This is a genomic window from Pimelobacter sp. 30-1 (assembly GCF_018831735.1).
In the GTDB taxonomy this organism is placed as follows: domain Bacteria; phylum Actinomycetota; class Actinomycetes; order Propionibacteriales; family Nocardioidaceae; genus Nocardioides.
In genome coordinates, this window is the sequence record NZ_NHTS01000001.1 from 919,852 (window position 1) to 944,578 (window position 24,727).

18 protein-coding genes are annotated in these 24,727 nt (G+C 74.1%); 9 read left to right on the top strand and 9 right to left on the bottom strand.

The annotated features are described in order from the left end of the window. Positions 1-6: 6 nt before the first annotated feature. Together CCO04_RS29475 and CCO04_RS04375 are read right to left on the bottom strand one after the other, a co-directional pair. On the bottom strand, positions 7-2,598 hold the full coding sequence (locus CCO04_RS29475) for a LuxR C-terminal-related transcriptional regulator (protein ID WP_305799857.1): 2,592 nt from the start codon (positions 2,596-2,598) through the stop codon (positions 7-9). Between the two features lie 323 nt (positions 2,599-2,921). Then, positions 2,922-8,036: an Ig-like domain-containing protein gene (locus tag CCO04_RS04375; RefSeq protein WP_215812848.1), complete on the bottom strand. Its 5,115-nt coding sequence runs from the start codon at positions 8,034-8,036 to the stop codon at positions 2,922-2,924. A 119-nt stretch (positions 8,037-8,155) separates the two neighbouring features. On the opposite strand from CCO04_RS04375, the gene CCO04_RS04380 reads away from it, so the two are divergent. Then, complete coding sequence (locus CCO04_RS04380) at positions 8,156-9,619, top strand: MFS transporter (protein WP_215812918.1); 1,464 nt, start codon at positions 8,156-8,158, stop codon at positions 9,617-9,619. On the opposite strand, the gene CCO04_RS04385 is transcribed toward CCO04_RS04380, so the two are convergent. Together CCO04_RS04385 and CCO04_RS04390 are read right to left on the bottom strand one after the other, a co-directional pair. Beyond that, complete coding sequence (locus CCO04_RS04385; protein ID WP_215812849.1) at positions 9,576-12,140, bottom strand: LuxR C-terminal-related transcriptional regulator; 2,565 nt, start codon at positions 12,138-12,140, stop codon at positions 9,576-9,578. The two genes, CCO04_RS04380 and CCO04_RS04385, sit on opposite strands and share 44 nt — an antisense overlap. Before the next feature lie 58 nt (positions 12,141-12,198). Continuing rightward, entirely contained in the window at positions 12,199-12,561 is a 363-nt protein-coding gene (locus tag CCO04_RS04390; RefSeq protein WP_215812850.1) for a hypothetical protein, read from the bottom strand. 91 nt (positions 12,562-12,652) lie between these two features. Here CCO04_RS04390 and CCO04_RS04395 point away from each other — a divergent pair, with 91 nt between their 5' ends. Beyond that, positions 12,653-13,546 (top strand): hypothetical protein, encoded by an 894-nt coding sequence (locus tag CCO04_RS04395; RefSeq protein ID WP_215812851.1) that lies wholly within the window; start codon positions 12,653-12,655, stop codon positions 13,544-13,546. On the opposite strand, the gene CCO04_RS04400 is transcribed toward CCO04_RS04395, so the two are convergent. Next, the gene (locus CCO04_RS04400; protein ID WP_215812852.1) at positions 13,530-14,516 is read right to left on the bottom strand and encodes a sulfotransferase; all 987 of its coding nucleotides are present in this window, start codon (positions 14,514-14,516) and stop codon (positions 13,530-13,532) included. The genes CCO04_RS04395 and CCO04_RS04400 overlap by 17 nt on opposite strands. A gap of 118 nt (positions 14,517-14,634) precedes the next feature. Here CCO04_RS04400 and CCO04_RS04405 point away from each other — a divergent pair, with 118 nt between their 5' ends. Then, the gene (locus CCO04_RS04405; RefSeq protein ID WP_215812853.1) at positions 14,635-15,537 is read left to right on the top strand and encodes a phosphoribosylaminoimidazolesuccinocarboxamide synthase; all 903 of its coding nucleotides are present in this window, start codon (positions 14,635-14,637) and stop codon (positions 15,535-15,537) included. On the opposite strand, the gene CCO04_RS04410 is transcribed toward CCO04_RS04405, so the two are convergent. Beyond that, positions 15,518-15,919 carry a DUF6069 family protein gene (locus tag CCO04_RS04410; RefSeq protein ID WP_215812854.1) on the bottom strand — a complete coding sequence of 134 codons (402 nt, stop codon included), beginning with the start codon at positions 15,917-15,919 and terminating at the stop codon, positions 15,518-15,520. The two genes, CCO04_RS04405 and CCO04_RS04410, sit on opposite strands and share 20 nt — an antisense overlap. Then, positions 15,916-16,944: an RNA polymerase subunit sigma-70 gene (locus CCO04_RS04415; RefSeq protein ID WP_252372608.1), complete on the bottom strand. Its 1,029-nt coding sequence runs from the start codon at positions 16,942-16,944 to the stop codon at positions 15,916-15,918. Before CCO04_RS04415 ends, CCO04_RS04410 begins: the two co-directional genes overlap by 4 nt. 156 nt (positions 16,945-17,100) lie before the next feature. Here CCO04_RS04415 and CCO04_RS04420 point away from each other — a divergent pair, with 156 nt between their 5' ends. The 4 genes from CCO04_RS04420 to CCO04_RS04435 all read left to right on the top strand — a co-directional run bounded on the left by CCO04_RS04420 (position 17,101) and on the right by CCO04_RS04435 (position 21,622). Continuing rightward, positions 17,101-18,657, top strand: coding sequence for a long-chain fatty acid--CoA ligase (locus tag CCO04_RS04420; protein WP_215812855.1), 1,557 nt, complete (start codon positions 17,101-17,103; stop codon positions 18,655-18,657). Positions 18,658-18,745: 88 nt separating this feature from the next. Next, a complete protein-coding gene (locus CCO04_RS04425) occupies positions 18,746-19,132 on the top strand; it encodes a hypothetical protein (RefSeq protein ID WP_215812856.1) in 387 nt (128 codons plus the stop codon). Further along, positions 19,132-20,922 (top strand): M91 family zinc metallopeptidase, encoded by a 1,791-nt coding sequence (locus CCO04_RS04430; protein WP_215812857.1) that lies wholly within the window; start codon positions 19,132-19,134, stop codon positions 20,920-20,922. Before CCO04_RS04425 ends, CCO04_RS04430 begins: the two co-directional genes overlap by 1 nt. Next, positions 20,909-21,622, top strand: coding sequence for a hypothetical protein (locus CCO04_RS04435; RefSeq protein WP_215812858.1), 714 nt, complete (start codon positions 20,909-20,911; stop codon positions 21,620-21,622). The genes CCO04_RS04430 and CCO04_RS04435 overlap by 14 nt, the downstream gene beginning before the upstream one ends. Positions 21,623-21,649: 27 nt before the next feature. Here CCO04_RS04435 and CCO04_RS04440 read toward each other — a convergent pair whose 3' ends face one another. Next, a complete protein-coding gene (locus tag CCO04_RS04440) occupies positions 21,650-22,156 on the bottom strand; it encodes a general stress protein (RefSeq protein ID WP_215812859.1) in 507 nt (168 codons plus the stop codon). Positions 22,157-22,234: 78 nt separating this feature from the next. On the opposite strand from CCO04_RS04440, the gene purS reads away from it, so the two are divergent. Continuing rightward, positions 22,235-22,480, top strand: a complete 246-nt coding sequence (gene purS, locus CCO04_RS04445) for a phosphoribosylformylglycinamidine synthase subunit PurS (RefSeq protein WP_215812860.1) — start codon at positions 22,235-22,237, stop codon at positions 22,478-22,480. Then, a complete protein-coding gene (gene purQ / locus CCO04_RS04450; RefSeq protein WP_215812861.1) occupies positions 22,477-23,145 on the top strand; it encodes a phosphoribosylformylglycinamidine synthase subunit PurQ in 669 nt (222 codons plus the stop codon). The genes purS and purQ overlap by 4 nt, the downstream gene beginning before the upstream one ends. Before the next feature lie 198 nt (positions 23,146-23,343). On the opposite strand, the gene codB is transcribed toward purQ, so the two are convergent. Then, a complete protein-coding gene (codB, locus tag CCO04_RS04455; protein ID WP_215812862.1) occupies positions 23,344-24,636 on the bottom strand; it encodes a cytosine permease in 1,293 nt (430 codons plus the stop codon). Positions 24,637-24,727 lie beyond the last annotated feature (91 nt).

Here is a 24,727-nt window from a genome sequence, read left to right on the forward strand (position 1 = left end):
ACCCAGCTAGAGCAGGTCGAGCTCGATCGCCCGTTCCAGCACGGCGGTGCGCGAGCCGGCGCCGAGCTTGCGGTAGATCCGCTGCAGGTGGGTCTTGACGGTGTTCTCCGACAGGTGCAGGGCGGCGGCCAGGTCGCCCCGGTGGGGGTGCTGGGCGAGGGCGGCGAGCACGGTCCGCTCCTGGCGGGTCAGCGCGACGATGGTGGGCGCGGCGTCGAAGCAGGCCGGGACCGGCGCGGCCAGGTGCTCCTGGACGGCGAGGCTGCCCCGGCTCGCCGCGATCCGGCGCAGCGCGGCGACGTCGTCGGGCGGCAGGTAGATCAGGTGCAGGCGGGCGCCGTCGGGGCCGACCTGGGCGAGGACGCGCTCGAGCAGGGCCGCGGCGGCGTCGTCGTGCCCGGTACGGGTGGCGGCCGCGGCGCCGAGGACCAGGACGGCGGCGAGCGAGCGGATCGTGTGCCCGGGGCGGCTCTCCAGCGCGGGCAGCGCGGTGAGCAGACCGGTGGCGTCGCCGGCCAGCAGGCGGGAGAGGGCCGCCGCGGGCGCGAGCTGCCCGCCGTAGCCGGTCCGGGAGCGCAGCAGCGCCGTCGAGCGGGGGTGGTTGCCGGCCGCGAGCCAGGCGACGGCGAGGGCACCACGGACCGCGGCCGCGCCGACGCTGTCGCCCATCACCGGCGGCGCCGGCGTCCGGCGCAGCTGCTCCTCGACCCGGCGTGCCTCGGCGGCGGCGGAGCCGAGGCCGATGTGGGCGTGCAGGAGGGTCCAGGTCAGCAACGGCCAGTGCTCGGTGGTGTCGCGGAAGGTGGTGTCGTCGAAGGTGGCGAGGGCGCCGGCGAAGTCGGCGTCGTCGAGCCGGAGGACAGCCTCCCCGATCCGGCCCAGGGCGTTGGCGTAGGAGCGGTCCTCGCCCGGGCGCCAGGCCGGCGCACTGAGCAGCGAGCGGGCCGCGCGGGCCGGGACGGTCTGGCCCTCGAACGCGCCCAGCCCGACGGCGTACACCGCGGTGTGGTTGCGCACCACCGGGTCGGTCGCCATCGCGACCGCGCGGGTCGTGGAGTCCCGGGCGCCGGCGACGTCGCCGGCGAGGAACTGGGAGTAGGCGAGGTGGCGCAGCGCCATCGGGCCGAGGAAGCTGAGCCCCTCGCGCTCGCCCGCGGGCATCCGCGCGAGGAAGTCGAGGGCCTCGGCGGCGGCCCGGCCGGACTCCTGGACCCGCCCGAGCAGGCGCAGGCTGACGACCTTCGCGACGTGGCCGAGGAGGTACTCGCCGGTGGTCGGGTTCGGGAAGCGCGGGCCGTCCCAGCGGGCGGAGATCCGGAAGTAGTCGGCGGCGGCGCCGCGCAGCGACGGGTCGCGGAAGCAGGCGAGCCCGCGCCCGAACGCGAGCGCGGGGAACTGGGTGAGCGCGCGGCTCGGGACCGAGGCGAGGTGACGGTCGACCAGGCCGGTGGACTGGGCGTCCTGGGTGGTGACGACGACGGCGGCGTAGACCCGGGCGGCGATGCCGAACAGGCCCGCGCCGACGGCCATCTCGAGGGCGGCCTCGTAGCTGCCGTGCCGGTGCAGCCACGCCGCGCTGTGCTCGGCCGCCCGCTGCTGGTCGGCCACCGGGCGCTGCCGGGCCTCGGCCAGGACGGCGTCGCGCAGCGACTCGACGTACTGGAAGACCTGGTGGCCCGGCGCGAACGGGATCCGGCGGCCGAACCCGTTCCACTCCAGCTCGTCGAGGATCTCCTCGACCTCGGCCGGACCGGCGGCGCCGGTCGTTCCCGCGGCCAGGCCGACGGCCAGCTCCGCGTCGAAGTACGGCGGCACGCTGGTCGCGAGCACGAAGGCGTACGCCGCACCGCGCTCGAGCTGGGCGCGCAGGTCCTCGGCCACCAGCGCCTGCCAGGCGGGGTCGTGCTGGCCCGGGGTGGTCCGCGCCCGGTCGTGGGGGCGGGCGAGCATCGCGGCCCGCAGCGCCAGCGGGTAGCCGTGGGTGGCCGCGTGCAGGTCCGGCGCGGTGTCGCTCGCGCCGGGGCTGCCGAAGGCGGCCAGCAGGTCGCGGGTCTCGTCGAGGGTGAAGGCGAGGTCGTCCTCGGTCAGCAGCTGCACCTCGCCGCGCAGGCGCCGGGCGGGGCCGGCCAGCGTGCCGGGGGTGCGGGTGGTGACGACCACCTGCAGCCGGGGGACCAGGCGGACCAGGCGCAGCAGGTCGTCGTCGACCTGTCCGGCCGCGGCGCGGACCTTCTCGTAGGCGTCGAGCACGAGCAGCGGCCGGGTGCTGCTCGCGAGACCGCGGGCGATCACCGCGGCGGGATCGGGGCTGGACTCGATCTCGGTGAGCAGGGCGGGCGGCGCGGCCGGCCCGCCCGTCATGCCGACCCGGCCGGTGGCGGCGAGCACGGTCTGCCAGAAGGCCGACCGGGACTCGAGGTCGTTCTCGAGCGTCACCCAGACGACGTCGGTCGCGGTGAGCGTCTCGACCCAGGCCCGGGCCAGGCTGGTCTTGCCGTAGCCGCTCGGGGCCGCGACGACGCTCAGCCGGGCCTCGGGGTGGTCGAGCGTGTGGTGCAGCCGGGCGCGCGGGAGCAGCACGGGACCTCCGCCGGCCATGGCTCCCTCCTCGGCCTGAGTCGACCCGAGTCGACCCGAGACGTCCCGGGCCGCCCCGGGGCGCCGTCTCGAGGGCCCATCATCGCGCACGCCGCGGGGGCCGCGGGAGGAGGTGCGGCCCGGACAGACCTGGGGGGGGTTGGGTTGGTCCGTCCGGGCCGCACCGGCCTGCCGGCACCGTCGCCCCACACGCGGTGCCGGGTGCCGCGGCGTCTGCCCGGGAGCGGGCGACGTACGTCGGCAGGTCAAGCGAAGGCCGCCAGGGTGGGCGGGGGCAAGGGTGGGGGCGGGATGTCGCCCGCCATGTCACCCGCACCGGGGTCTCAGCCCACCGGCACCGCCGTCACCACGAGGTTCTTCGTGTAGTGGAAGCGTCCGTTGCGGTAGGTCACCCGGCCGGTGCAGGTGACCAGGGTGAGCCGGTGCTCGCCCGTGGTCGCGACCGAGGCGCCGCTCAGGCCGCGGCCGCGCGGCTGGGTGGTGACCGAGGCGATCCGGTAGGTCCGGACGACCCCGTCGGCCCCGCGGACCTTGACGAGCTGGCCCTTGCGGGCCTGGCGCAGCTTGCCGAAGGCCCCCGGCCGGTCGCGGCGGTCGGAGACGTGGCCGGCGATCACGGTGGCACCGACGGCCTCGCCGGGAGCGGCGGAGCCGGCGAGCCAGCCGCCGCGCCGGGTGGTGCCGGGCAGCTGCAGGGTGCCGCGGCGGGCGCCGACGGTGTCGACCCGGGCGCTCATGCCGAGCGCGGGCACGGAGACCTGGACCGGGCGCAGCCGGCGACCGGCCACCGGGGAGCGGGTTCCCGAGAAGCCCGCCTCGACGCGCACCTTCCCGACCGCGGGCCGGTGCACGAGGGTGGTCTCCGCGACCTGGCCGCAGGAGTGGCTCGCGGCCGCGTTGTGCTCGTCGGCCGTGGTCGAGACGACCCACGTGTAGTAGCCGGGCTCGCGCACGGTGATCGAGGGCGTGGTGAGGGTGCCGTCGCGCGGCGTGAAGAAGACCGTCCCGACCGCGTTGGCGCGGGTGCACATGGACGCCGACGGGCGTGTGACCGGTCCGTACAGCGTGGCCCGGCCGGACGCCGTACCGCCGGGGCGGAAGCCGGAGATCCGGACCTGGTCGGTGAGCCGGACCGCGCGCGGGGCGCCGGAGCGGTCGACCGGGATCGCCACCCGGGCGCGGGTCGTCGTGGTGATCACCGGCGCGGCGGGAGCCTCGTCGTCCTCGGTCACGGTGAGCCGCACCTCGGCGTCGTGGCACTGGACCGGCGCGGAGGTGTCGCAGACCCGGACGGTGTAGCCGTCGTCGCCGTGGAAGCCGGACGCCGGCCGGTAGGTCACCGCGCCGGTGGCCTCGTCGACGACGACCGAGCCGTGCTCCGGCGGGGTCACCACGGTGACGGCCGCCGGGTCCAGCGGCTTGCCCGTGGTGCTTGCGATGTCGGCCAGGTCGGTGACCACGGGGACGTCCTGCGCGGTCGAGACCGCGGCCCCGGTCGTGAACACGTTGGCCACGGTCACCCGCACCGTCGCGGTGTCGCAGAACGGCACCTCGGTCGAGGTGTCGCAGACCTGGTACTCGTAGGAGTCGGCGCCCGAGAAGCCGGCGCCCGGGGTGTAGCGGAACCCGCCGTCCGCCGCGACCACCGTGCCGTACGCCGCCGCGGTCGTGAGCGTGGGCTCGGCCAGGTCCTGCCCGGTCTCCGAGAGGTCGTTGTCCGTGACGTCGGTGTCGACCGCGGTGCCCACGGTGGTGCTCGCCACGTCGTCGGTCGCCGTCACGGTGTTGGTCCCGACGGTGACCGGGACGGTGATCTCCGCGCACTGCTGGGGCACGGAGGTGTCGCAGACCTCGATCACGTAGCTGTCCGGGCCGCTGTAGCCCGCGGCCGGGGTGTAGGTGACGGCGCCGCTCGGGAGGATCTCGATGGCGCCGTGCCCGGGTGCGCGCACCTGGGTGACGCCGGTCGCCGCCAGGGGCTTGCCCGAGGTGGTCGCGAGCTCGGTGAGCGCCGACTGGTGGGCGACGTTCTGCGGCGTGCTCACCCCGGAGCCCGGCGTGAACACGTTGCGGACGGTCACGGTCACCGTGGCGCCGGAGCAGGCGACCGTCGCCTCCTGGTCCTCGGACACCGCGTAGACGTAGGTGTCCTCGCCGGAGAAGCCCTCCGCCGGCGTGTAGGTGACCGAGCCGTCGCCGTCGACCGTCGCCGTACCGCCGGCCGGTGCGGTGGTGATCCGCGGTGTGCCGAGCGGGACGCCCTCGGGTGCGGACGTGTCGTTGGCCCGGACGTCGGTGGTCACCGGGTCCGGAGCATCGGTGCTCGCGGTGTCGTCCTCGGCGTCGATGCGCACCGACGGGAGGACGACGACCTCGGTGTCGTCGGCGTCGACGACGATGATCGCGCCGTCGAAGGCCGCCACCCAGGTGGGGGCGTGGTCGCCCCAGGCCTGGATCGTCTCCTGGCGGTAGCCCGAGCCCGTGGGGACGAGCCGGAGCACCCGCTTGTTGCCGGTGTCGCCGATGACCAGGTCCCCCTCGGGGGTGATCGCGACGCCGGTCGGGCCGTCGACACTCGTCGACACCACCGATGGCGTGTAGTCGGCGCCGGACGGCGTCAGCCGCACGACCCGGTCGTGGCCGCGGTCCGCGACGAACAGGTTGCCGTCGGCGTCCACGGCGATGCCGTACGGGCGGTCGAGGCCCTCGGCGATGGTCCGGCGCGTGTACGTCGCTCCGGACGGCGTCAGCTTCTCGACGTGGCCGCTGCCCCGCTCGGTGAAGTAGACGTTGCCGTCGGCGTCCACGGCGACGCCGGAGGGACGCTGCAGGTCGCCGGCGAGCACCGTGCGCGTGCCGTAGTCGTGGTCGGCCTCGGACCAGTCCAGCCGCACGATCTCGTGGTCGTCCTCGTCGGCGTAGAAGACGTTGCCGTCGGAGTCGACCGCGATGCCCTGCGGGTCCAGGCCCGGCCGGGAGTCGATCGTCGAGGGACCGCTGCCGGGGCCCCAGCCGATCACCGCCTGGCCGCCAGGGTCGGAGATGAAGACGATCCGCCGCGCGTCGACCGCGATGCCGGTCGGCTCGACCAGGTCGTGGGTCGCGACGAAGCGGCCGGCGTACGCCGTCGAGGAGAGGGGCGCGCAGCCGTCGTCCGCGGCGACCTCGATCGTCACCGTGGCGACGTCGCAGACCTGGGCGGGTGCGGCGGTGTCGCGGACCTCGTAGGTGTAGTGGTCGGTGCCGGACCAGCCCACCGCGGGCGTGTAGGTGATGGTGCCGTCGGGGTTGACCGCGGCCGTGCCGTGCGCCGGAGCGCCGACGACGGTCGGCGCGGCCAGCGGCGCGTTGGTCGTGTCGTTCGCCCGGACGTCGGTGATCACCGAGCCGCCGCCCGTGACGGCGGTGGTGTCGTCCCCGGCCTCGAGCCGTGCGGGACCGAGCATGACGAGCTGGTTGGTCCCGCCGTCGGCCACGAAGAGGACGCCGTCGCCGCGCACCGCGATGCCCTGCGGGCCGGTGTCGCCCCAGCCCGGGACGACCGAGGAGGTGAAGCCGCCGCCCGACGGGGTGAGCCGGAGGATCCGCTGGTGGTAGGTGTCGCCGACGAAGAGGTTGCCGTCGGCGTCGGCCGCGAGACCGTAGGCGTCCTGGAGCCCGGTCGCCACGACGTCCTGGGTGGATCCGGTGACGGTGGTCCGGATCCGGACCACGGTGGACGCGGTGACGACGTAGGCGGTGCCGGCCGGGTCGACGGCGACGGCGTGCGGGAACGTCAGACCGGAGGCGACGACCTCGGTGGCGTAGCCCGAGGCGGCGATCAGGCGCAGCACCCGGCCCTGGTTGAGCTGGTTGGTGTTGGCGGAGACGTAGAGGTCGCCGTTCGGGGCGACCGCGATCCCGTGGAGCTGGCCGAGGAGCGGGCCGGAGGCGATCACCGCGCTGGTGTAGCCGCCGCCCGACGGGGCCAGCCGGGTGACGGTGCCGGCGTTCCAGGAGGTGACGAACAGGTTCCCGTCGTCGTCGACGGCGATGCCGGCCGCGCCGGCGACGCCGGTCGCGACCACCGAGCGCGTGAAGCCGGAACCCGACGGGGTGAGCCGCACGACCTCGCCGCGATCGGTGTCGGTGACGAAGAGGCGGCCGTCGCCGTCGATCGCCAGCTGGCCGGGGTACTCGATGCCCGACGGGATGACGGTGCGACCGGTGCCGCCGGTGGTCCCGACCGGACCGCAGGAGTTGTCCTGGCCCACGGTCACGGTGACCTGGGCGGTGTCGCACACGGTGCCGCCGGCGTTGCGGACGGCGTATGTGTAGGTGTCGGTGCCGGAGAAGCCGGCGTCCGGCGTGTAGGTGATCGCGCCGTTCGGGGTGACGGCGACCGTGCCGTGCGCGGGGTGCGCCGCCACGGTCGGTACGGCGAGGGCCGCACCGCCGCCGTTGTCGTTGGCCCGGACGTCGGTGGTCACCGGGGCGCCGTCCGTGGTGGTGGCGGTGTCGGCGACGGCCTGCACGGTGCGCGGGGTCAGCTTGACGACGCGGTCGTTGCCGGTGTCGGTGACGTACAGGTTCCCGTCGTCGTCGAGGGCGACGTCGCGGGGCGCGGCGAGGCCGGTGACCGACAGCACCGCCTGGGTCCAGCCGGCCCCGGCCGGGGTGAGCGTCACGATCCGGTCGTTGCCGGTGTCGGCGACGTAGAGCGTGCCGTCGGGGCCGACCGCGATGCCGCGGGGGCTGCTCAGGCCGGTCACCGGGATCTCGGTGTGCGTCCAGCCGCCGCCCGACGGCGTGGACCGGACGACCTGGCTCGTGGTGGCGTTGCTGAAGGCGGTGGAGTAGAGCGCGCCGTCGTCGTCGAGCGCCAGCCCGAACGGCTGGTAGCCCGGCGGGGTCGACCGCACCTCGGTCTGGACCCAGTCGGGGTTGCCGGGCGTCAGGGCCAGCACCTTCCCGCCGTTGGCCGCCGTCACGTAGACCTGCGCCGGGCCGGCGATCGCCAGGGCGGCCGGGTACGCCATGCCCCAGGCCACGGCGTGCTCAAGGACATAGCTGGAGCCCGACGGGATCAGCCGGGACACGACGTTGTTGCCGCCGGCCGAGAACCACACGTCGCCGTCGGCCCCCACGGCGATGCCGTGGCCCTGGTTGATGTTGTCGGGAAGCACGACGGTCGCGTAGCCGGAGGCCAGCGGGACGAGCTTGAGCGGGCGGCCGGTGCCGCTCTCGACGACGAAGACGTTGCCGGCGCCGTCGACGTCGAGGACGGTCGGCTCGTCGAGGCCGGTGACGACCTCGCTCTGCGCGAACCCGGACGACGGCGTCGGGCCGCACGGCTGCACCGGCCCCGGCGCCGCCGCGGCGCGGGCGGGGCTCGCGCCGGCGGTGGCCACGACCGTCGTCCCGGTGAGGGTGAGGGCGAGGGCGAGCGGTGCCGTCACGAGGGCGCGACGGACGAGGGAAGGGGTGCGGGGAGCGCGCAAGGGAGCATCTTTCGTTCCGAGGGCCGGACGACATGCACCGGCGGATTCAGCGAACCCCCACCATGAGTGCTGTGACAATGCTCCGTCGCGGATGTCGCCCGCCGCGTCACCCGTTCCTCGCCGTCATCGCGCTGCTCGCCGCGGTCGAGGTGGCGAGCGGCGTGATCCAGGGCTACTACGGCCCGGTACTGGTCGACATCGCCCACGACCTCGACGTCCGGTACGCCGACCTGAACTGGCTCGAGGCCGCCCAGCTGATCTTCTCGGCGCTGGTCGTGCCCCCGCTGGCCCGGCTGGGCGACCTGGTCGGGCACCGGCGGGTGCTCGTCGGCGCGACCGCCGTCGTGGCGGTGGCGACCTGGGGGATCGCGCTCGCGCCGAGCTTCCCGGTGATGCTGGTCGCCTGGACCCTCCAGGGCACCTACGTCGTGTGGCTGCCGATCGAGGTCGCGGTGATCCACCGGCGCACGGCAGGCCGTCCCGACCAGGGCCGGGTCACCCGCCGGGTGGCGGCGATCCTGGTGGCCACGCTGGAGCTGTCGGTGATCGTGGCCGCGCTGCTCGCCGGGCAGCTGGCCGAGCGGGTCTCGCTCACCACCATGCTGGTGCTGCCGGCGGTCGTGGTGACGCTGTGCCTCCCGCTGCTCCTGCTGCTGGAGGACGTCCCGGGCCTGCCCGGCGGCGGCCGCTTCGACTGGGGCGGGCTCGGTCTCATGGCGCTCGCCGTCCTGGCCGTCCTGGGCGGCCTCGTGCTCATCCGCCTCGACGGCGTGACCTCGGTGCCGGCGTGGCTGCTGGTCGCGCTCGGTCTCGCGCTGCTGGTGCCCTGGTGGCGCTACGAGGCCGGTCATGCCGACCCGATGGTCGACGTCCGGCTGCTCACCCATCCCGCGCAGTGGAGCGTCCAGGCGACGGCGTTCCTCGTCGGCATGTCGCTGCTCGGCGCGCAGGTGCCGCTGTCGACGTACTTCCGCAGCGACCCGGCGGTGCACGGCTACGGCTTCGGCCTCACCGCGGCGCAGGGCTCGGCCCGGGTCGCGTTCTACGTCGCCTGCCTGGCGATCGGCGCGCTGACGCTGGGGCCGATCAGCCGCTGGCTCGGTGCCCGGCGCGCGATGGTCGCGGGCTGCCTCGTCTACGCCGCCGGGTACGCCGCCTGGCTGCCCCTGCACGCCGACCCCGGCGCGGCGTGGGGCGTGATGGCGGTGATCGGCCTCGGCACCGGCGGCCTGGTCGCGGCGATCCCCGCCGCGGCGGCCGCGGTCGCGCCGCCCGGCCGGGTCGGCTCGGCGACCGGGCTCACCAACGCCAGCAAGACGATCGGCGGCGGCATCGCGTCGTCCGTCTTCGCGATCTGCCTGGCGAGCACGGGCTCGCTCAAGGTGAGCGGCGGCAGCCTCGGCGGCTACTACGCCGTGTGGACGATCTGCGCGGTCTCCGGCCTGCTCGCGGCGCTGGTCCTCGCGCTGACGGCACGCCGCAGCGAGACCGCGACGCTCAGCGCGGAGCCAGCAGGTCCAGCTCGATCGCCTTCTCGATGACCGCGTCGCGGGAGTTGACGCCGAGCTTGCGGTAGATCCGCTGCAGGTGGGTCTTCACCGTGTTCTCGGTGACGTGCAGCGCGGCGGCGGCCGCGGCCCGGGTCGGGTGGTGGGCCAGTGCCGTGATCACCACGCGCTCCTGCGGGGTCAGCGAGGCGGCGAGGGTCTCGCTGGTGATGGCGTCCGGCACCGGACCAGCCAGGTAGTCGCGCAGCCCCGCGTCGCCGCGCTCGGCGGCGAGGGCGCGCAGCGCGTCCAGGTCGCTCGCGGGCAGGTACATCAGGTGGGCCCGCGCGCCGCCCGGGCCGACCAGGGCGAGCACCCGGTCGAGCAGCGCCGCGGCGGTGTCGGGCAGGCCGGTGCGCAGCGCCGCGGCGGCACCGATGGTGAGCGTCGCCGCGAGCGAGCGGGTCGTGTGACCGGGTCGGGTCTCGAGCCGGGGCAGTGCGGCCAGCGCCTCGGCCGGCTCCCCGGCGAGCAGCCGGGCGAGCGTCACCGCGGGCGCGACCTGGCCGCTGTAGCGGGAGCGGAGCCGGAGCAGCGGCCCGGCCTTGGTCCGGTTGCCGGCAGCCAGCCAGAGCACCGCGAGCGCCCCCCGTACGGCGGCCGCGCCCATGCTGTCGGTCATCCCGGGCGGCGCCGGGGTGCGGGCGAGCGCGGCCTCGACCCGGTGCGCCTCGGTGGCCGCGTGGCCCAGCCCGAGCCGGGCGTGCATCAGCGTCCAGGTCACGAAGGGCCAGAACTCGGAGGTCGTCGCGAACGCGCAGCCGTCGTACTCGGCGACGGAGGCCTCCAGCTCGAAGTCGTCGAGCAGCAGCGCCGCCTGCCCGATCCGGCCCAGCGCGTTGCTGTAGGTCCGGGTCTGGCCGGGGCGCCAGGCCTCCGGGTCGACGTGGCCGCGCGCGGCGCGGGCGTCCGCGGAACGCCCGTCGAGCGCGTTGAACCCGACGACGTAGACGGCCGTGTGGTTGAGCGACTCGGGCCGGGTGCTCATCGCGATGGCGCGCAGGGCGGACGTGCGGGCCGCGTCGACCTGCCCGTCCTGGAACAGCGAGTACGCCAGGTGCCGCAGCAGCGTGGCGCCGAGGTCGGCGACGTGGTGCTGCTCCCCGTCGGGGATCGTGTCGAAGTAGGCGAGCGCCTGGTGGGCCGCGCGGGCGGACTCGTCGAAGCGGCCGAGCACCCGCAGGCTCGCGACCTTGGCGGTGTGGCCCATGAGCACCTCGCCGGGGCCCATCTCGGGCAGCCGCGGCCCGGTCCAGGCGGCGGGGATGCGGAAGAACTCCGCCGCGGCCCCCAGCAGGGCGGGGTTGCGGTGGCACGCGAGGCCGCGACCGAGGGCCAGTGCGGGGTACTGGGTGAGCGCGCTGCGCGGCACCGACGCGAGGTGCCGGTCGAAGCGGCCGGTGGTGATCGTGTCGGGATCGCTGGCGACCAGCGCGGCGTAGACCCGGCCCGCGAAGTCGTACTGGCGGGCGGCGACGGCGACCTCGAAGGCGGTCTCGAAGTTGCCGTTGCGGTGCAGCCAGGTCGCGGCGAGCAGGGCAGCCCGCGCCTGCTGGGCGGCAGAGAGGCGGGCGGCGTCGGCGAGCATGGCGGTCCGCAGCGACTCGACGTACTGGAAGACCTGGCGGCCGGGGGCGAACGGGATCCAGCGGCCGAAGCCGTTCCACTCGAGCTCGGCGAGCGTCTCCTTGACGTCGGTGCTCCCGGTGAGGTCGAGCGCGAGGTCGGTGTCGAAGTACGGCGGCACGCAGGTCGCCAGCACGAAGTCGTAGGTCGCCCCGGCGCCGAGCTGGAGCCGCAGGTCGTCGGCGACCAGCGACTGCCAGTCGGGTGCCTCGGGTCCGGCGCCGGCGCGGCTCAGCGAGAGCATGCCCGCGCGCACGGCGAGCGGGAAGCCGTCGGTGACCGCGTGCAGCTCGGCGGCGCTCGCGGCGACCCCGGGCTCGCCGAAGGCGGTGAGCAGGTCGCGGGTCTCGGCCTCGGTGAAGGCGAGGTCGGCGGCGCCGAGCAGCTCGACGTCCCCGCGCAGCGTGCGCCCCGGCGCGGCCAATCCGGTGGTAGTCCGGGTGGTGACGACCACCTTGAGCTCGGGGCACAGCTGGACCAGGCGGGTCAGGTCGGCGTCGACGGCGCCGGTGTCGTCGCGCAGCCGCTCGTGGGCGTCGACCACCAGCACCAGCGGGCCGCGTCCGGACAGCGCGCCGGCGACGACCGCGGGCAGGTCGTGGGTGCGCTCGACCTCGCCGATCAGGCCGGCGGCCTCGGCGACGGGCAGGACCCCGAGCCGACCGGCGTTGGTGAGGACGGTCTGCCAGAAGCTCGCGCGGCGGACGTGGTCGGTCTCGAGGGTCGCCCACACGACGGTCCCGGGCGCGCGCGAGGCGACCCAGCAGCGGACCAGGCTGGTCTTGCCCGAGCCGCTCGGCGCCGACAGGACGGCGATCCGCGGCTCGTCAGGGTCCAGGCGGGCGTGCAGCCGGGGACGGGTGAGCAGGACGGGCCCCATCGCCGTCATCAGAGTCGCCCCCTTTCCGAGGGGACTCTAGTGCCCCGAGCGCCGCTCGGGAGCGGAATCAGGCGCGGGCGTCCCCGCCCCAGTTGGCGAGCTTGACCGCGATGTCGTGGAGCCGCTCGGCGCCGACGCCCGGGGCCTCGAACGCGAGCTGGACGTACTCGCCCGTCGTCCGGCCGAGGGTGACCTTGCCGGCGTCGGGGAGGTTCTCGATGATCCGGATCAGGCGGTTGCCGATCCGGCCGAGCTGCGAGGCGTGCTCGTCGGAGAGCTGGCCGAACGCCTCGGGGTCGCGGTGGTGGAGGGTCAGCCCGAGCCGGTCGCCGGCGTCGTGGCGGGCGAGGACCCAGATCTCGTCCTCCCAGACCACCTGGTCGGGGGCGAAGGACGTGCTGTCGGTGAGCGGCTGCGCGGGCTCCGTCATGGCGTCATGCTGCCACTCGTGCTCGGCGCGCTCGTCGCCGCCCCCGCTCTCCCATCAAAGTCGATCGATCTTGTGAAGTATGATCGCGGACATGAGCCTCGGTGCCGTGACCGTCCCGACGTACGACGACCCGCGGGTCGTCGTCCCCGCTCCCGCCGCGGGGGCCGGCAACTGGGCCGGTGCGGCGAGCGCGGTCCTCGTCGACGGCGTCTACTGGCTGACCTACCGGGTGCGCCGCCCGCTGAGCGAGGGGCGCGGCGTCACGGTCGTGGTCGCCCGCTCCGACGACGGCGAGCGGTTCGCGCCGGTCGCCGAGGTGCACCGCGACGCCTTCGGCTGCGAGTCGTTCGAGCGCCCGGTGCTCGTGCCCGTGCCGGGCGGGGGCTGGCGCCTCTACCTCTCGTGCGCGACGCCCGGCTCGAAGCACTGGTGGGTCGACAGCCTCACCGCCGCCACGCCCGAGGAGCTGCCGCACGGCCGGCGCCAGGTGGTGCTGCCCGGCGACGACCTGGTCGCGGTCAAGGACCCCGTCGTCACCCACGGCCCGGACGGCTGGGAGATGTGGCTGTGCTGCCACCCCCTCGACGAGCCCGGCCACGAGGACCGGATGACCACCCGCCGGCTCACCAGCCCCGACGGCCTGACCTGGACCGACCGCGGCGTGGTGCTCGCCGGCCGCCCGGGGGAGTGGGACGCCCGCGGCGCCCGGGTCACCGCCGTCCTGCCGCGGGCCGAGGGTGACTCCCTCACCGTCCTGTACGACGGCCGCCCCGACGCCGCGTCCAACTGGTTCGAGACCACCGGCGTGGCCACCTGGGACGGCCGCCGGCTCGTCGCGGTGGACGGCCCGCCGATCACCTCGCCCCACGGCGACGGGGCGTGGCGCTATGCCAGCGCGGTGCCGTTGCCGGACGGCCGGACCCGCTTCTACGTCGAGGCCGCGCGCCCCGACGGCGCCCACGACCTGGTCACGCTGGTGCGCTGAGCCCCGGCCCGGCGGCGCCGCTCCGCTGCGCGAACGAGCCGCGGTCGCGGGTCGAGAGCCAGTCGGAGAAGTCCTCGCCGGTCAGCTCGCCGAGCAGCCCGATGTCGTCGGCGAACGCGGGCAGCAGCCGCTCCCGCTGGGCCGGGCTCAGCGAGGGCCGGTGGGCGTCGCGGGCCTGCAGGCGCGCGACCAGCGGCACGCTCGCCCGCCGCCAGACCTCGGGCGGCGCGAACTGCCCGGCCGCGGCGCCGGCGCGCACGACCGGGCCGAGCAGGCGCGGACGCCAGCCCGGGGCGACGTACGGGCGCGAGTTGTCGCGGGGGATCGACGTCACCTGGCCCTCGCGGATGCCGAGGAAGCGGCAGGTCCGGTCGATCGTGGCGGCCGGGTGGTCGACGATGTCGCGGTAGCGGACGACGAGCACCCGCGCAGGCTCGACCAGCTTGAGCAGGTCGCGCAGCTGCTCGCCGTACAGGCCGAGGTCGCGGTAGTGCCAGAAGGGCGCGTGGCCGGCCGCGACCCGCTCGTCCTGGAGGGCGAACGCGGTCTCGAAGTCCGCCTCCGGCTCGAGGCCGTCGGACCACAGGTGCATCCAATTGCTGTAGGCGCGGTCGATCGGGTCGCGCACCACCGCGACGATCCGCACGCCGGGCAGCGCCTCGGCGATCCGGCGCTGGGCCCCGCGGTGCCAGAGGTAGAAGGGCGTGCTCTCGCCCCGGAGCGCGTCCGGGGGAGCGGGGCGGAAGAGGTCGGCGTACCGGTCGGGGTGCCAGATCCACTCCTGCTGCGAGTGCCGGTCGCCGGGCCCGCGCCAGTGCGGCGGCGGGGCGTCCTCGCAGAGCCAGAACTTCGGTTCCTTGGGGGTGGTCACGAAGACGTCGGGGTGCGCGGCGAGCGCGAGGTGGAGCGCGCTCGTGCCGGCCTTGGGCGCACCGACGAGCAGGAAGTCCGGCCGCGGCTCTCGGGTCATGGAGGTCCCCCTCGCTCACAATGTCTGGTAAGTCAGTGTAGTTAAACAACATGAGAGCGCGCAACGATGCCGGACCGCGGCGGCGGGCCCGCGGCGACGGATCAATAGGCTGTGGTCCGTGACGCTCGCGAACATCCCGCCCGCACCTGAGCTGCCCGGCGCCCGCCACCTGCACTCCGGCAAGGTGCGCGACCTCTACGAGCTGACCGAGGGACCGCACACCGGCAAGCTCCTCATGGTCGCCAGCGACCGGCTCTCGATCTTCGACTTCGTGCTCGAGACGACGATCCCCGACAAGGGCGAGATCCTCACCCGGATGTCGCTGTGGTGGTTCGACCAGCTCGCCGACCTCGTCCCGAACCACGTCATCTCCACCGACGTCCCCGAGGCCGTCCGCGGCCGCGCCGTCATCTGCGAGCGCCTCGACATGTTCCCCGTCGAGTGCGTCGCCCGCGGCTACCTCACCGGCTCCGGCCTGCTCGACTACCGCGCCACCGGCGAGGTCTGCGGCATCGCCCTGCCCGCCGGCCTCGACGACGGCAGCCGCCTGGAGACGCCGATCTTCACCCCCGCCACCAAGGCCGACCTCGGCGACCACGACGAGAACGTCTCGTACGACGCCGTCGTGGCCACCGTCGGCGCCGACACCGCCGCAGCCCTGCGCGACCTGACCCTCCGGGTCTACGGCCGCGCCGAGGAGATCGCCCGCAGCAAGGGCATCCTGCTCGCCGACACCAAGTTCGAGTTCGGCGTCGCCCCCGGCGGCGACGGCACGATCGTGCTCGCCGACGAGGTCCTCACGCCCGACTCCTCGCGCTACTGGCCGGCCGACGAGTGGCAGCCCGGGCGCGCGCAGCCGTCGTACGACAAGCAGATCGTGCGCAACTGGGCCCTCTCGCCCGAGAGCGGCTGGGTCAAGTCGTCCGGTGAGGCCCCGCCGCCGCTGCCGCCCGAGGTCGTCGAGCGGACCCGCTCGCGCTACCTCGAGGCCTACGAGCTGCTCACCGGCGAGCGCTTCTGAGCCGGAGGCTCCGGGCCAGCGCGGGGATCACCACCGCCGCCGCGAGGACGTGCAGCCCCGCGAGGGTGAGGCTGGTGCCGGCGCTCGCGTCCACCAGGAACGGCGGTGCCAGCGAGATCGCGGTCAGCGCGACCGTGACCCGCACGAACCACCGGGTGGGCTGAGCGCTCCACCGGCCCAGGGCCGCGGCGAGCGCGACGCCGACGGCCGAGCAGGCGGCCGTCACCGCCGCGATCCCGGCCAGTGGGATCGTCTCGCCGCCGTCGGGGACCTCGAGGCCGACGCCGGCCGCGCGGGCGAGCGCGGCCGCCGACGTGCTGAGCGCCGCCGCCGCGACCACCGCGACCACCGCTACGGCGCCGGTCCCGGCCGGCCCGCTCATGACGCGTCGCCGGGCTCGGCCTCCAGCCGCGCGGGCAGCCCGAGCCGCGGGAACTGCTCGTGGTCGAAGGTGGTGATCTCGGTGATCGCCCCGCCCGTGATCCGCAGGACGTCGATGGTCAGCGGCAGGTAGGCGCCCGCGTCCTCCTGCCACAGGTAGAAGGCGACGGCGGGCTGCCGGTTCACCCCCGTGGGGATGCCGCGCAGCCCGGTCATCCCGACGAACCCGCCCGAGACCCAGTCGGCCACCACCGCGTCGCGGCCGACCTGCACGCCCGAGGTGGGCGGCATCGAGCAGCGGACGTCGTCGCGCAGCATCGCGGCCAGGGTGTCGACGTCGGTGGCGACGCTGGCGTCGGTGTAGCGGCGGACCAGCTCACGCGTCCGTACGTCGTCCGCGCTGGTGCCGCCCGTCCCGCCCTTCCCGCCCGTGCCGCCCGACCAGTCCTGCCGCTCGGCGGGCAGGTGCTCGCGCAGCCCGGCCCGGGCGCGCTGCAGGGCGCTGTTGACCGAGTTGACCGAGTCGCCGAGGAACGCGCCGACGTCCTTGGCCGGCCAGCCGAGCACGTCACGCAGGATCAGCACCGCCCGGGGCCGCGGCGCGAGGTGCTGGACGGCGGCCAGGTAGGCCAGCTCGACGGTCTCGCGGGCGAGCGCGACGGCCTCGGGCTCGTCCGCGTCGTCCGCGGAGAGCTCGTCGAGGAGCCGGTCCGGGTAGGGCTGCAGCCAGGTCACCTCGCCGCCCGACGCGGGCTCGGGACGGCGCTGGGCCAGCAGGTCCAGGCAGGCGTTGGTCGCGATCCGGTAGAGCCAGGCCCGGAAGGTCGCGCGTCCCTCGTAGGTCTCGCGCCGCCGCCAGGCCCGCAGGAAGGTCTCCTGCACGGTGTCCTCGGCGTCCTGGAACGAGCCGAGCATCCGGTAGCAGTGCACGTGCAGCTCGCGCCGGTGCCGCTCCGCCAGCCGCGTGAACGCCGCCTCGTCGATCTCGCTCATGGGGAGCACCTTGCCCTGCATCTCCACGCTCATCACGTCTGCCTCTCCGTCGTTCGGGTGTCCTCTCGGACGTAGGACGGCGGGGGCCGCCGGAACTCATCACTCCTTGGTCCCGGGCACAGGGGCGAACGAGCGGCTCTGGTCCTGCGCACAGTGACCGTGCTCACGACCGGCCAGTAGTTTGTGCGCATGACGAACCTCGCCGAGTTCCTCGAGAACAGCGCCCAGAAGTTCCCCGACCGCACCGCGATCGTCTTCGGGGACACGCGCCTGAGCTACCCCCAGGTCAACGGGGCGGCCAACCAGGTCGCCAACCTGCTGGTCTCGCGGGGGATCAAGCCCGGTGACAAGGTGGCGCTGAGCTGCCCCAACCTGCCGTACTTCACGATCGTCTACTACGGCATCCTCAAGGCCGGCGCGACCGTCGTCCCGCTCAACGTGCTGCTCAAGGGCCGCGAGGTCGCCTACCACCTCGGTGACTCCGACGCGAAGGCCTACTTCGCCTTCCAGGGCACGCCGGACCTGCCCATCGGCGCCGAGGCGTACGACGGCTTCCAGGCCGCCGACGGCTGCGAGCACTTCTTCGTGATCACCGCCGACCCGACCGCGCCGTCGCCGATCGAGGGCACCGAGACGCTCGGCCAGGGCCTGGCCGGCCAGGCGCCGACCTTCGACACGGTCGCCGTCGACGACGACGACACCGCCGTCATCCTCTACACCTCGGGCACCACCGGCCAGCCCAAGGGCGCCGAGCTGCGGCACCGCAACATGCGCGACAACGCGCTCGCCGGCACCGACCTGTTCGGCGCCGACCCGGACCACCCGGACACCTACCTCTGCGTGCTGCCGCTGTTCCACTCGTTCGGCCAGACCGTCATCCAGAACGGCGCCTTCGCCTTCGGTGGCACCGTCGTGATGCTGCCGCGCTTCGAGGCGGCGCCCGCGCTGGGCCTGATGCTCAAGGAGAAGGTCTCCTTCTTCGCCGGCGTCCCCACGATGTACTGGGGCCTGCTCGGCGCGCTCGACGACACCGTCGACGTCAAGACGCTCGCCGAGAACCTCCGCGTCGCGGTGGCCGGTGGCGCCGCGCTGCCGGTCGAGGTGCACCACCAGTTCGAGGAGCGCTTCGGCGTCACCATCCTCGAGGGCTACGGCCTCTCCGAGACCTCGCCGGTCGCGAGCTTCTCGCGCCTGGGCGAGCCGGTCCGCGTCGGCTCCATCGGTACGCCGATCCCCGGCGTCGAGATGAAGCTCATCGACCCCGACAGCTGGGCCGAGATCACCGACCCCGACGGCATCGGCGAGATCGCCATCAAGGGCCACAACATCATGAAGGGCTACTACAAGCGGGCCGACGCCACGGCCGAGGCGATCGACGCCGAGGGCTGGTTCCGCTCCGGTGACCTCGGCAAGAAGGACGCCGACGGCTGGTACTACATCGTCGACCGGTCCAAGGACATGATCATCCGCGGTGGCTACAACGTCTACCCGCGCGAGATCGAGGAGGTCCTCCTCACCCACCCGGCCGTCTCGCTCGCCGCTGTGATCGGCGTCCCGCACGAGAGCCACGGCGAGGAGATCAAGGCGTTCGTCATCCTCAAGCCGGGTGCGGTGGCCGCCGCCGACGAGATCGTCGCGTGGGGCAAGGAGCGGATGGCGGCCTACAAGTACCCCCGCGTCGTCGAGATCGTCGAGGGCCTGCCGATGACCGCCACCGGCAAGATCCTCAAGCGCGAGCTGTCCTAGGACACCCCGGGCGCGCGGCGCTCGCGTTAGGTGAGGCAGGTGGGCGGGTAGGGGTCGGTCTCCGACCCATCCCCCTAGGAGGCCGCTCGTGGAGGTCCCCACCCGTCTCGCCGAGCTGGCGAGCACCTGCCTGACCGCGTCCCAGGACGTCGCCGACGCCTGGTCCGACGCGCTGACCGAGATCCAGGTCCCGTCCGGAGCCGCCGGCAACACCGTTGCCGGCGGCTCCGTGCTGTCCGCCCACGTCGCGGCGAGCAATGCCGCCGCGACCGGGATCGGCCGGCTGGTCGCCGTCCTCGAGGCGGACGTCGACGCGGTCTACCTGTGCGCCTTCGACTTCGCGACCACCGACGAGGTGGTGGCGCGCGGGCTGGAGGAGAAGAAGCCCGTACCCACGCCCGAGCGCACCCCGTCGCCCGAGCCCGGGCCGGCGCCGACCCCGCCGCCGACGTCGACCCGGGCGCGGGTGGCGTGATGGCGGCCGGGATCTTCGATCTGCACGACCAGGTCGACGAGCTGGACGGCGCGGCCACCCAGTGGGCCGCCGTCGGTACGGCGCTCGGGGGTGCCGGCGACGACGTCACCTCCGGCGCGCAGTCGGTGCTGGACGCCGGCTGGGAGGGCGAGACGCGCGACTCGTTCGACGAGCACCGCCGGGCCCTGGTGACCGACCTCGACGCCGGCGGCGACCTCGCCGGTCTCGTCGCCCGGCACCTGACCCTCGCCGCGGGCTCGGTCCGGGTGGCGCAGGGCCGGCTCGACGAGCAGTGGGCGAGCATCGTCACGGTGCCCCTGCACTACGGGCCGGGCGGCGAGATGACCTGGCTCCCGCGCGACGAGGCCGAGCAGAAGGCGGTCAACGACGCGATCGACCGGGCCGGCGAGATCCGTACCGCCCTCGACACCGCGCTCGATGAGGACCGCGCCGCCATCGCCGACACCGTCGCGAAGTGGGAGGCCCTCTCCGCCCGCTGGTACGGCGTCGCCCACGGCGCCGACCCGTTCGACCTCCCGCCCGACGCCGACGGCGTCGGCGCGATCACCGTCGGCGACCGCACGATCTTCAACACCGGCGCGGGAGACGACACCGTCACCATCACCGTCGACCCCGCGACCGGTGAGCAGGTCGTGACCATCAACGGACAGGCCTACCGGGTGCCCGCGGGCCAGCACGTCGTCGTCCGGGTGGGCGAGGGCAACGACACCGTGACCGTCCCGCCGGGCACCCGGGTCGACGTCACGATCCTCGGCAGCGACGGCGACGACCGGATCCAGGCCGGCGGCGGCCGCGACACCGTGCTCGGCGGCGCCGGCGACGACAACGTCGAGGGCGGCGCCGGCGACGACCGGATCTCCGGCGGATCCGGTCGCGACTACGTCGACGGCCAGGCCGGCGACGACCGACTCTCCGGCGGCACCGGCGACGACACCGTCTACGGGCTCGACGGCGACGACCGGATCAGCGGCGGCGAGGGCTGGGACTACCTCGAGGGCGGGGCGGGCGAGGACCGTCTCGACGGCGGCTCCGGCGGTGACACGCTCTCGGGCGGCACCGGCGACGACACGATCTTCGGCGGCGCGGGGGACGACACGACCTACACGGGCAAGGGTGCGGACACCGTCCACGCCGGCACCGGCACCGACCGGACCTACGCCGAGGCGGGCGACGTCGTACGCGGCGGGGAGAACCGGGTCACCGTCGAGCTCAAGGACGTGCCGAGCGAGATCCGGGTCGAGGGATCACCGGAGTTCCAGGCACGCGTGCGCGCCGACCTCGAGCTGCTCGCGTCGTCCCCGGCCGGGCAGCGGATGCTCGACAACCTCGCCCACAACATCGACGACTCGGGCTTCCTCGGCTTCAACAAGGACACGCTGACCATCCGCGAGTACCGCAACCCCGCGGATCCCGACAACAGCACCGCCAGCCACGACGGGCACGGCAACTACGTCATCAACTACAACGTCGCGCTCGACCACCTGCGCACCGGCGGGGGCGGTGTCGACGGGCCGCCGATCGCGGTGCTCTACCACGAGTTCGCGCACGTCTACGACTACGCCAACGACACCCTGGCGCCCGGCGACTACCACGGTGACGACCCGGACAACCAGGGGACGCCGAACCGCGAGCGCGAGGCCGCCGGCCTGCCGATCGACCACGACGGCGACCCCGGCACTCCCGAGATCATCGACCCGGACCATCCCTACGAGCTGACCGAGAACGGGCTGCGCGAGGAGATGGGGGCGCCGCACCGTGACCACTACTGACGCCTCCCCGGGTCGGGGCCGGGGCCGCCGGCCGGTCGGGGTCGCGGCGGCGGCCGGGCTGGGGCTAGGGCTGGTCCTGGCGCTGGCGCTGGTCCTGGGCCTGGCCGGGTGCGGGGACGACGGCGGGCGCAAGGACGATCCCGAGCCGGGGCCGAGCGCCGGCGTACCCGAGCCGCCCGAGCCGGCCGGGGGAGCGCCGGCACCGCCGACGACCTTCGACGTCGACGTCGAAGTGGTGCCCGACGGCGGCGGGGTGCGGGTGCGCGCGACGCTGCGCAACGACGGCTCTGACGAGCTCCTGGTCGTCGGCAGCCCCGAGCAGGCCTATGTCACCGGGCGCGGCGACGGCGTCCTGCTCTCCCAGCGGGTGTTCCCGTGGCCGGACGCCGAGGGCGTCGGCTGGGCCCAGGCGCCCCGGGTCGAGGTGACCCGGCTCGCCGCCGGCGAGGAGCTGCGCCGCGACCTGACCGTCCCGGAGCCCTTCGTACGGGCGCACCCCTTCGGCGCGGACCTCGGCGACGGACCGGTCACGCTCCCGGAGAAGCCGCGCGAGGTGACCTACTGCCTCGGCGTGATCGCGCCGCCGTACCCGCCGGCGCTGGGGCTCGATCGGCGCGACGGTACGACGACCGTCGCCCACGGCAACGAGGCCTGGATGGTGCAGCACCAGCTCTGCTCCGACATCGTGAACCTCGGCTGAGGCGCGTCGGGCTCAGGCGGGTCCGGCTCAGGCGAACGGGTTGGGCAGCGCGCCCGGCAGCTGGGCCAGCAGCTCGCGCGCCTGACCGGCCACCTTGTGCTCGACCAGCACCTCGTACCGGGTCGCGACCACCGAGCTGACCGACGAGAAGTCGCGCTGCCCGCGGGTGAGCGCGTAGCCGGCCAGCGCGAAGACCAGTCCGAAGGCGACGCCCATGAGTCCGGTGGACAGGATGATCGCGAGCGTGCTGCCGGTACCGAAGAAGCTGAGCAGGATCCCGACGAACAGGCCGAACCACAGCCCGCTCATCGCGCCGCCCGCGGCGACCCGGCCGTAGGTGAGCCGACCGGTGATCCGCTCGACCTGCTTGAGGTCGGTGCCGACGATCATGCAGTTCTGCACCGGGAAGTCCTGGTCGGAGAGGAAGTCGACGGTGCGCTGCGCGGTGGCGTAGTCGTCGTACACCGCGAGGGACTGGGGGAAGTCGAGCGTCAGCAGGGAACGGGCCGGACCGCCGGGTGTGGGGGTGCTCATGAGTCCAGTCTGCCCCGGTGGGGATCGAGGGACCACCTCGAATCGGTGGGGTGCCCGCGGCCCACTAGACTGCGGGCCGTGGCCCGAGTCGTCGTAGCTGTCATGCCGAAGCCCGAGATCCTCGACCCCCAGGGGAAGGCCGTCCAGGGCGCACTGCCCCGGCTGGGCTTCACCGGGGTCACCGACGTCCGTCAGGGCAAGCGCTTCGAGATCGAGCTCGAGGGCGAGGTCACCGACGCGGTGCTCGCCGAGGTCGAGAAGATGGCCGAGACCCTGCTCTCCAACCCGGTGATCGAGAACTACACCGTGAGCGTGGAGCAGTGAAGGTCGGAGTCGTCACCTTCCCCGGCTCCCTCGACGACGTCGACGCCCAGCGCGCCGTACGGATCGGGGGGAACGAGGCCGTCGCCCTCTGGCACGGCGACGCCGACCTCAAGGGCGTGGACGCGATCGTCCTCCCCGGCGGCTTCTCGTACGGCGACTACCTGCGCTGCGGCGCCATCTCCCGGTTCGCCCCGGTGATGGACAAGGTCGTCGAGGCCGCGAACGCCGGCATGCCCGTCCTGGGCATCTGCAACGGCTTCCAGATCCTCTGCGAGTCGCACCTCCTGCCCGGTGCCCTGATCCGCAACGACCACCGCAAGTTCGTCTGCCGCGACCAGCTGCTGCGCATCGAGAACAGCTCGACGCCCTGGACCTCCGCCTACGCCCAGGGCCAGGAGATCCGGATCGTGCTCAAGAACGGCGAGGGCGGCTTCGTCGCCGACGCCGCCACCCTGGAGCGGATCGAGGGCGAGGGCCAGGTCGTCGCCCGCTACCTCGAGGTCAACCCCAACGGCTCGCTCAACGACATCGCCGGGGTGAGCAACGCGCGGGGCAACGTGGTGGGTCTGATGCCGCACCCGGAGCACGCGGTCGAGGAGCTCACCGGGAGTGGGCTCGACGGGCTCGGCTTCTTCACCTCGCTCGTCGAGCGCACCTTCGCCTGACCCTGCCCCTGGCACGAAGTCAGCCGGTTGCTGGTCCGAAGTACGCCGGTTGCTGCACCGAGATCCGCTCTCGCACGAGCAATTCCCGCACTTCGCACCAGCAACCGGCGCACTTCGCGGCGGCCTCGGACGCGACTCGGCCCCGAGCCAGCGCGGAGGATGCGCGGGCCCGGGGCCGAGTGGGTGCCGGCGGCTCCGTCAGGAGAGCCGGCGGTTGAGTCCGGCGCGGCCGACGGCGTACGAGCCCAGTGCGGCCAGTACGACGCCGATGACAGGAGGCACGCCGAACTCGGCCTCCTTCGCGATCCAGGCGACGCCGCTGGCGAACGCGTAGACCGCGAGGTTCGGGATGTTGAGAGCGGGCAGGCGCTCGCCCTCGGGCATGCCGCCACGGCGCCAGCGGGCGTAGTAGTCGCCGATGATGACGCCGCCGAGCGGCGGGATGAAGACGCCGAGGAGGACCAGGTAGTCCACCAGGTGGTTCTGTACGCCGACCAGTGCGAGCACCGTGCCGATGATCGAGCCGTAGATGACGAAGGGCGTCTTCTTGGGCTTCTCGAAGAGCTCGGCGCCCGCCACCCCGAAGGCGTACGCCGTGTCGGCGTTCGACTTCCACAGGTTGCCGAAGAGCAGCACCAGGCCCCAGGTGACCAGGCCGAGGTCGTAGAGCACGAGGACGAAGTCGCCCTGGCCGAAGGTCATCGCGCCGGTGGCGCCGAAGAAGATCATCAGGCCGTTGCCGACCAGGAAGCCGATCACGCAGGCGAGCAGGGCCTGGTTGCCCGAGCGGGCGAAGCGGGTCCAGTTGGGGGCCTGGGTGCCGGCGGAGACGAAGGTGCCGACGACGGTGGTGATGGCGACGGCGGTCGTCATGGTGGCGTTCGGCTGGACGTCGGCGAGGCCGGACCAGCCGCCGACCTCGTCGAGGGAGCGGAAGAGCACCCAGAAGGCGAGGATCAGGATGAGTGGGGTGGAGATGGCCGAGACCCAGTACATGCCGCGGTAGCCGTAGCAGGCGGTGAGGCACATGAGGACGCTCGTCGCGATCATGACCGCGGCCTTGGCGGCGCTCGAGTCCCACTCGAAGGCCTGGGCGGTGAGGTCGCCGATGGTGCCGATGACGACGCCGTACCAGCCGATCTGGGTGCCGCCGAGGAGGATCGAGCCGAGCTTGCTGCCGCGGTTGCCGAGGACGTAGCGGGCCATGACGACGGTGGTCAGGCCGGTGTTGGCGCCGATCCAGCCGAGCAGGGCGACGTACGTGCCGAGGACCAGCGAGCCGAGCAGGATGACGCGGAGCAGGTCGCCGAGGGCGAAGGCCGCGCCGAGCTGGGCGCCGGCGATCATCGTCGGGGTGAAGACGGTGAAGCCGAGCAGCACGATCGCCAGGGAGGCGAACGACTTGCGGGCGTGCCGGGGGACCGGCGTCACCGGGTAGTCGGGGTCGACGACCGGCTCGGTGCCGGCGACCTCCGAGGTGGGGGCACTCATGCTTCTTCCCCGATGTCCTCGGCCCACAACTCGGGGCGCTCGCTCATCATCTTGTCCATGAGCGCGCGGCAGATCGGGTCGTCGACGATGT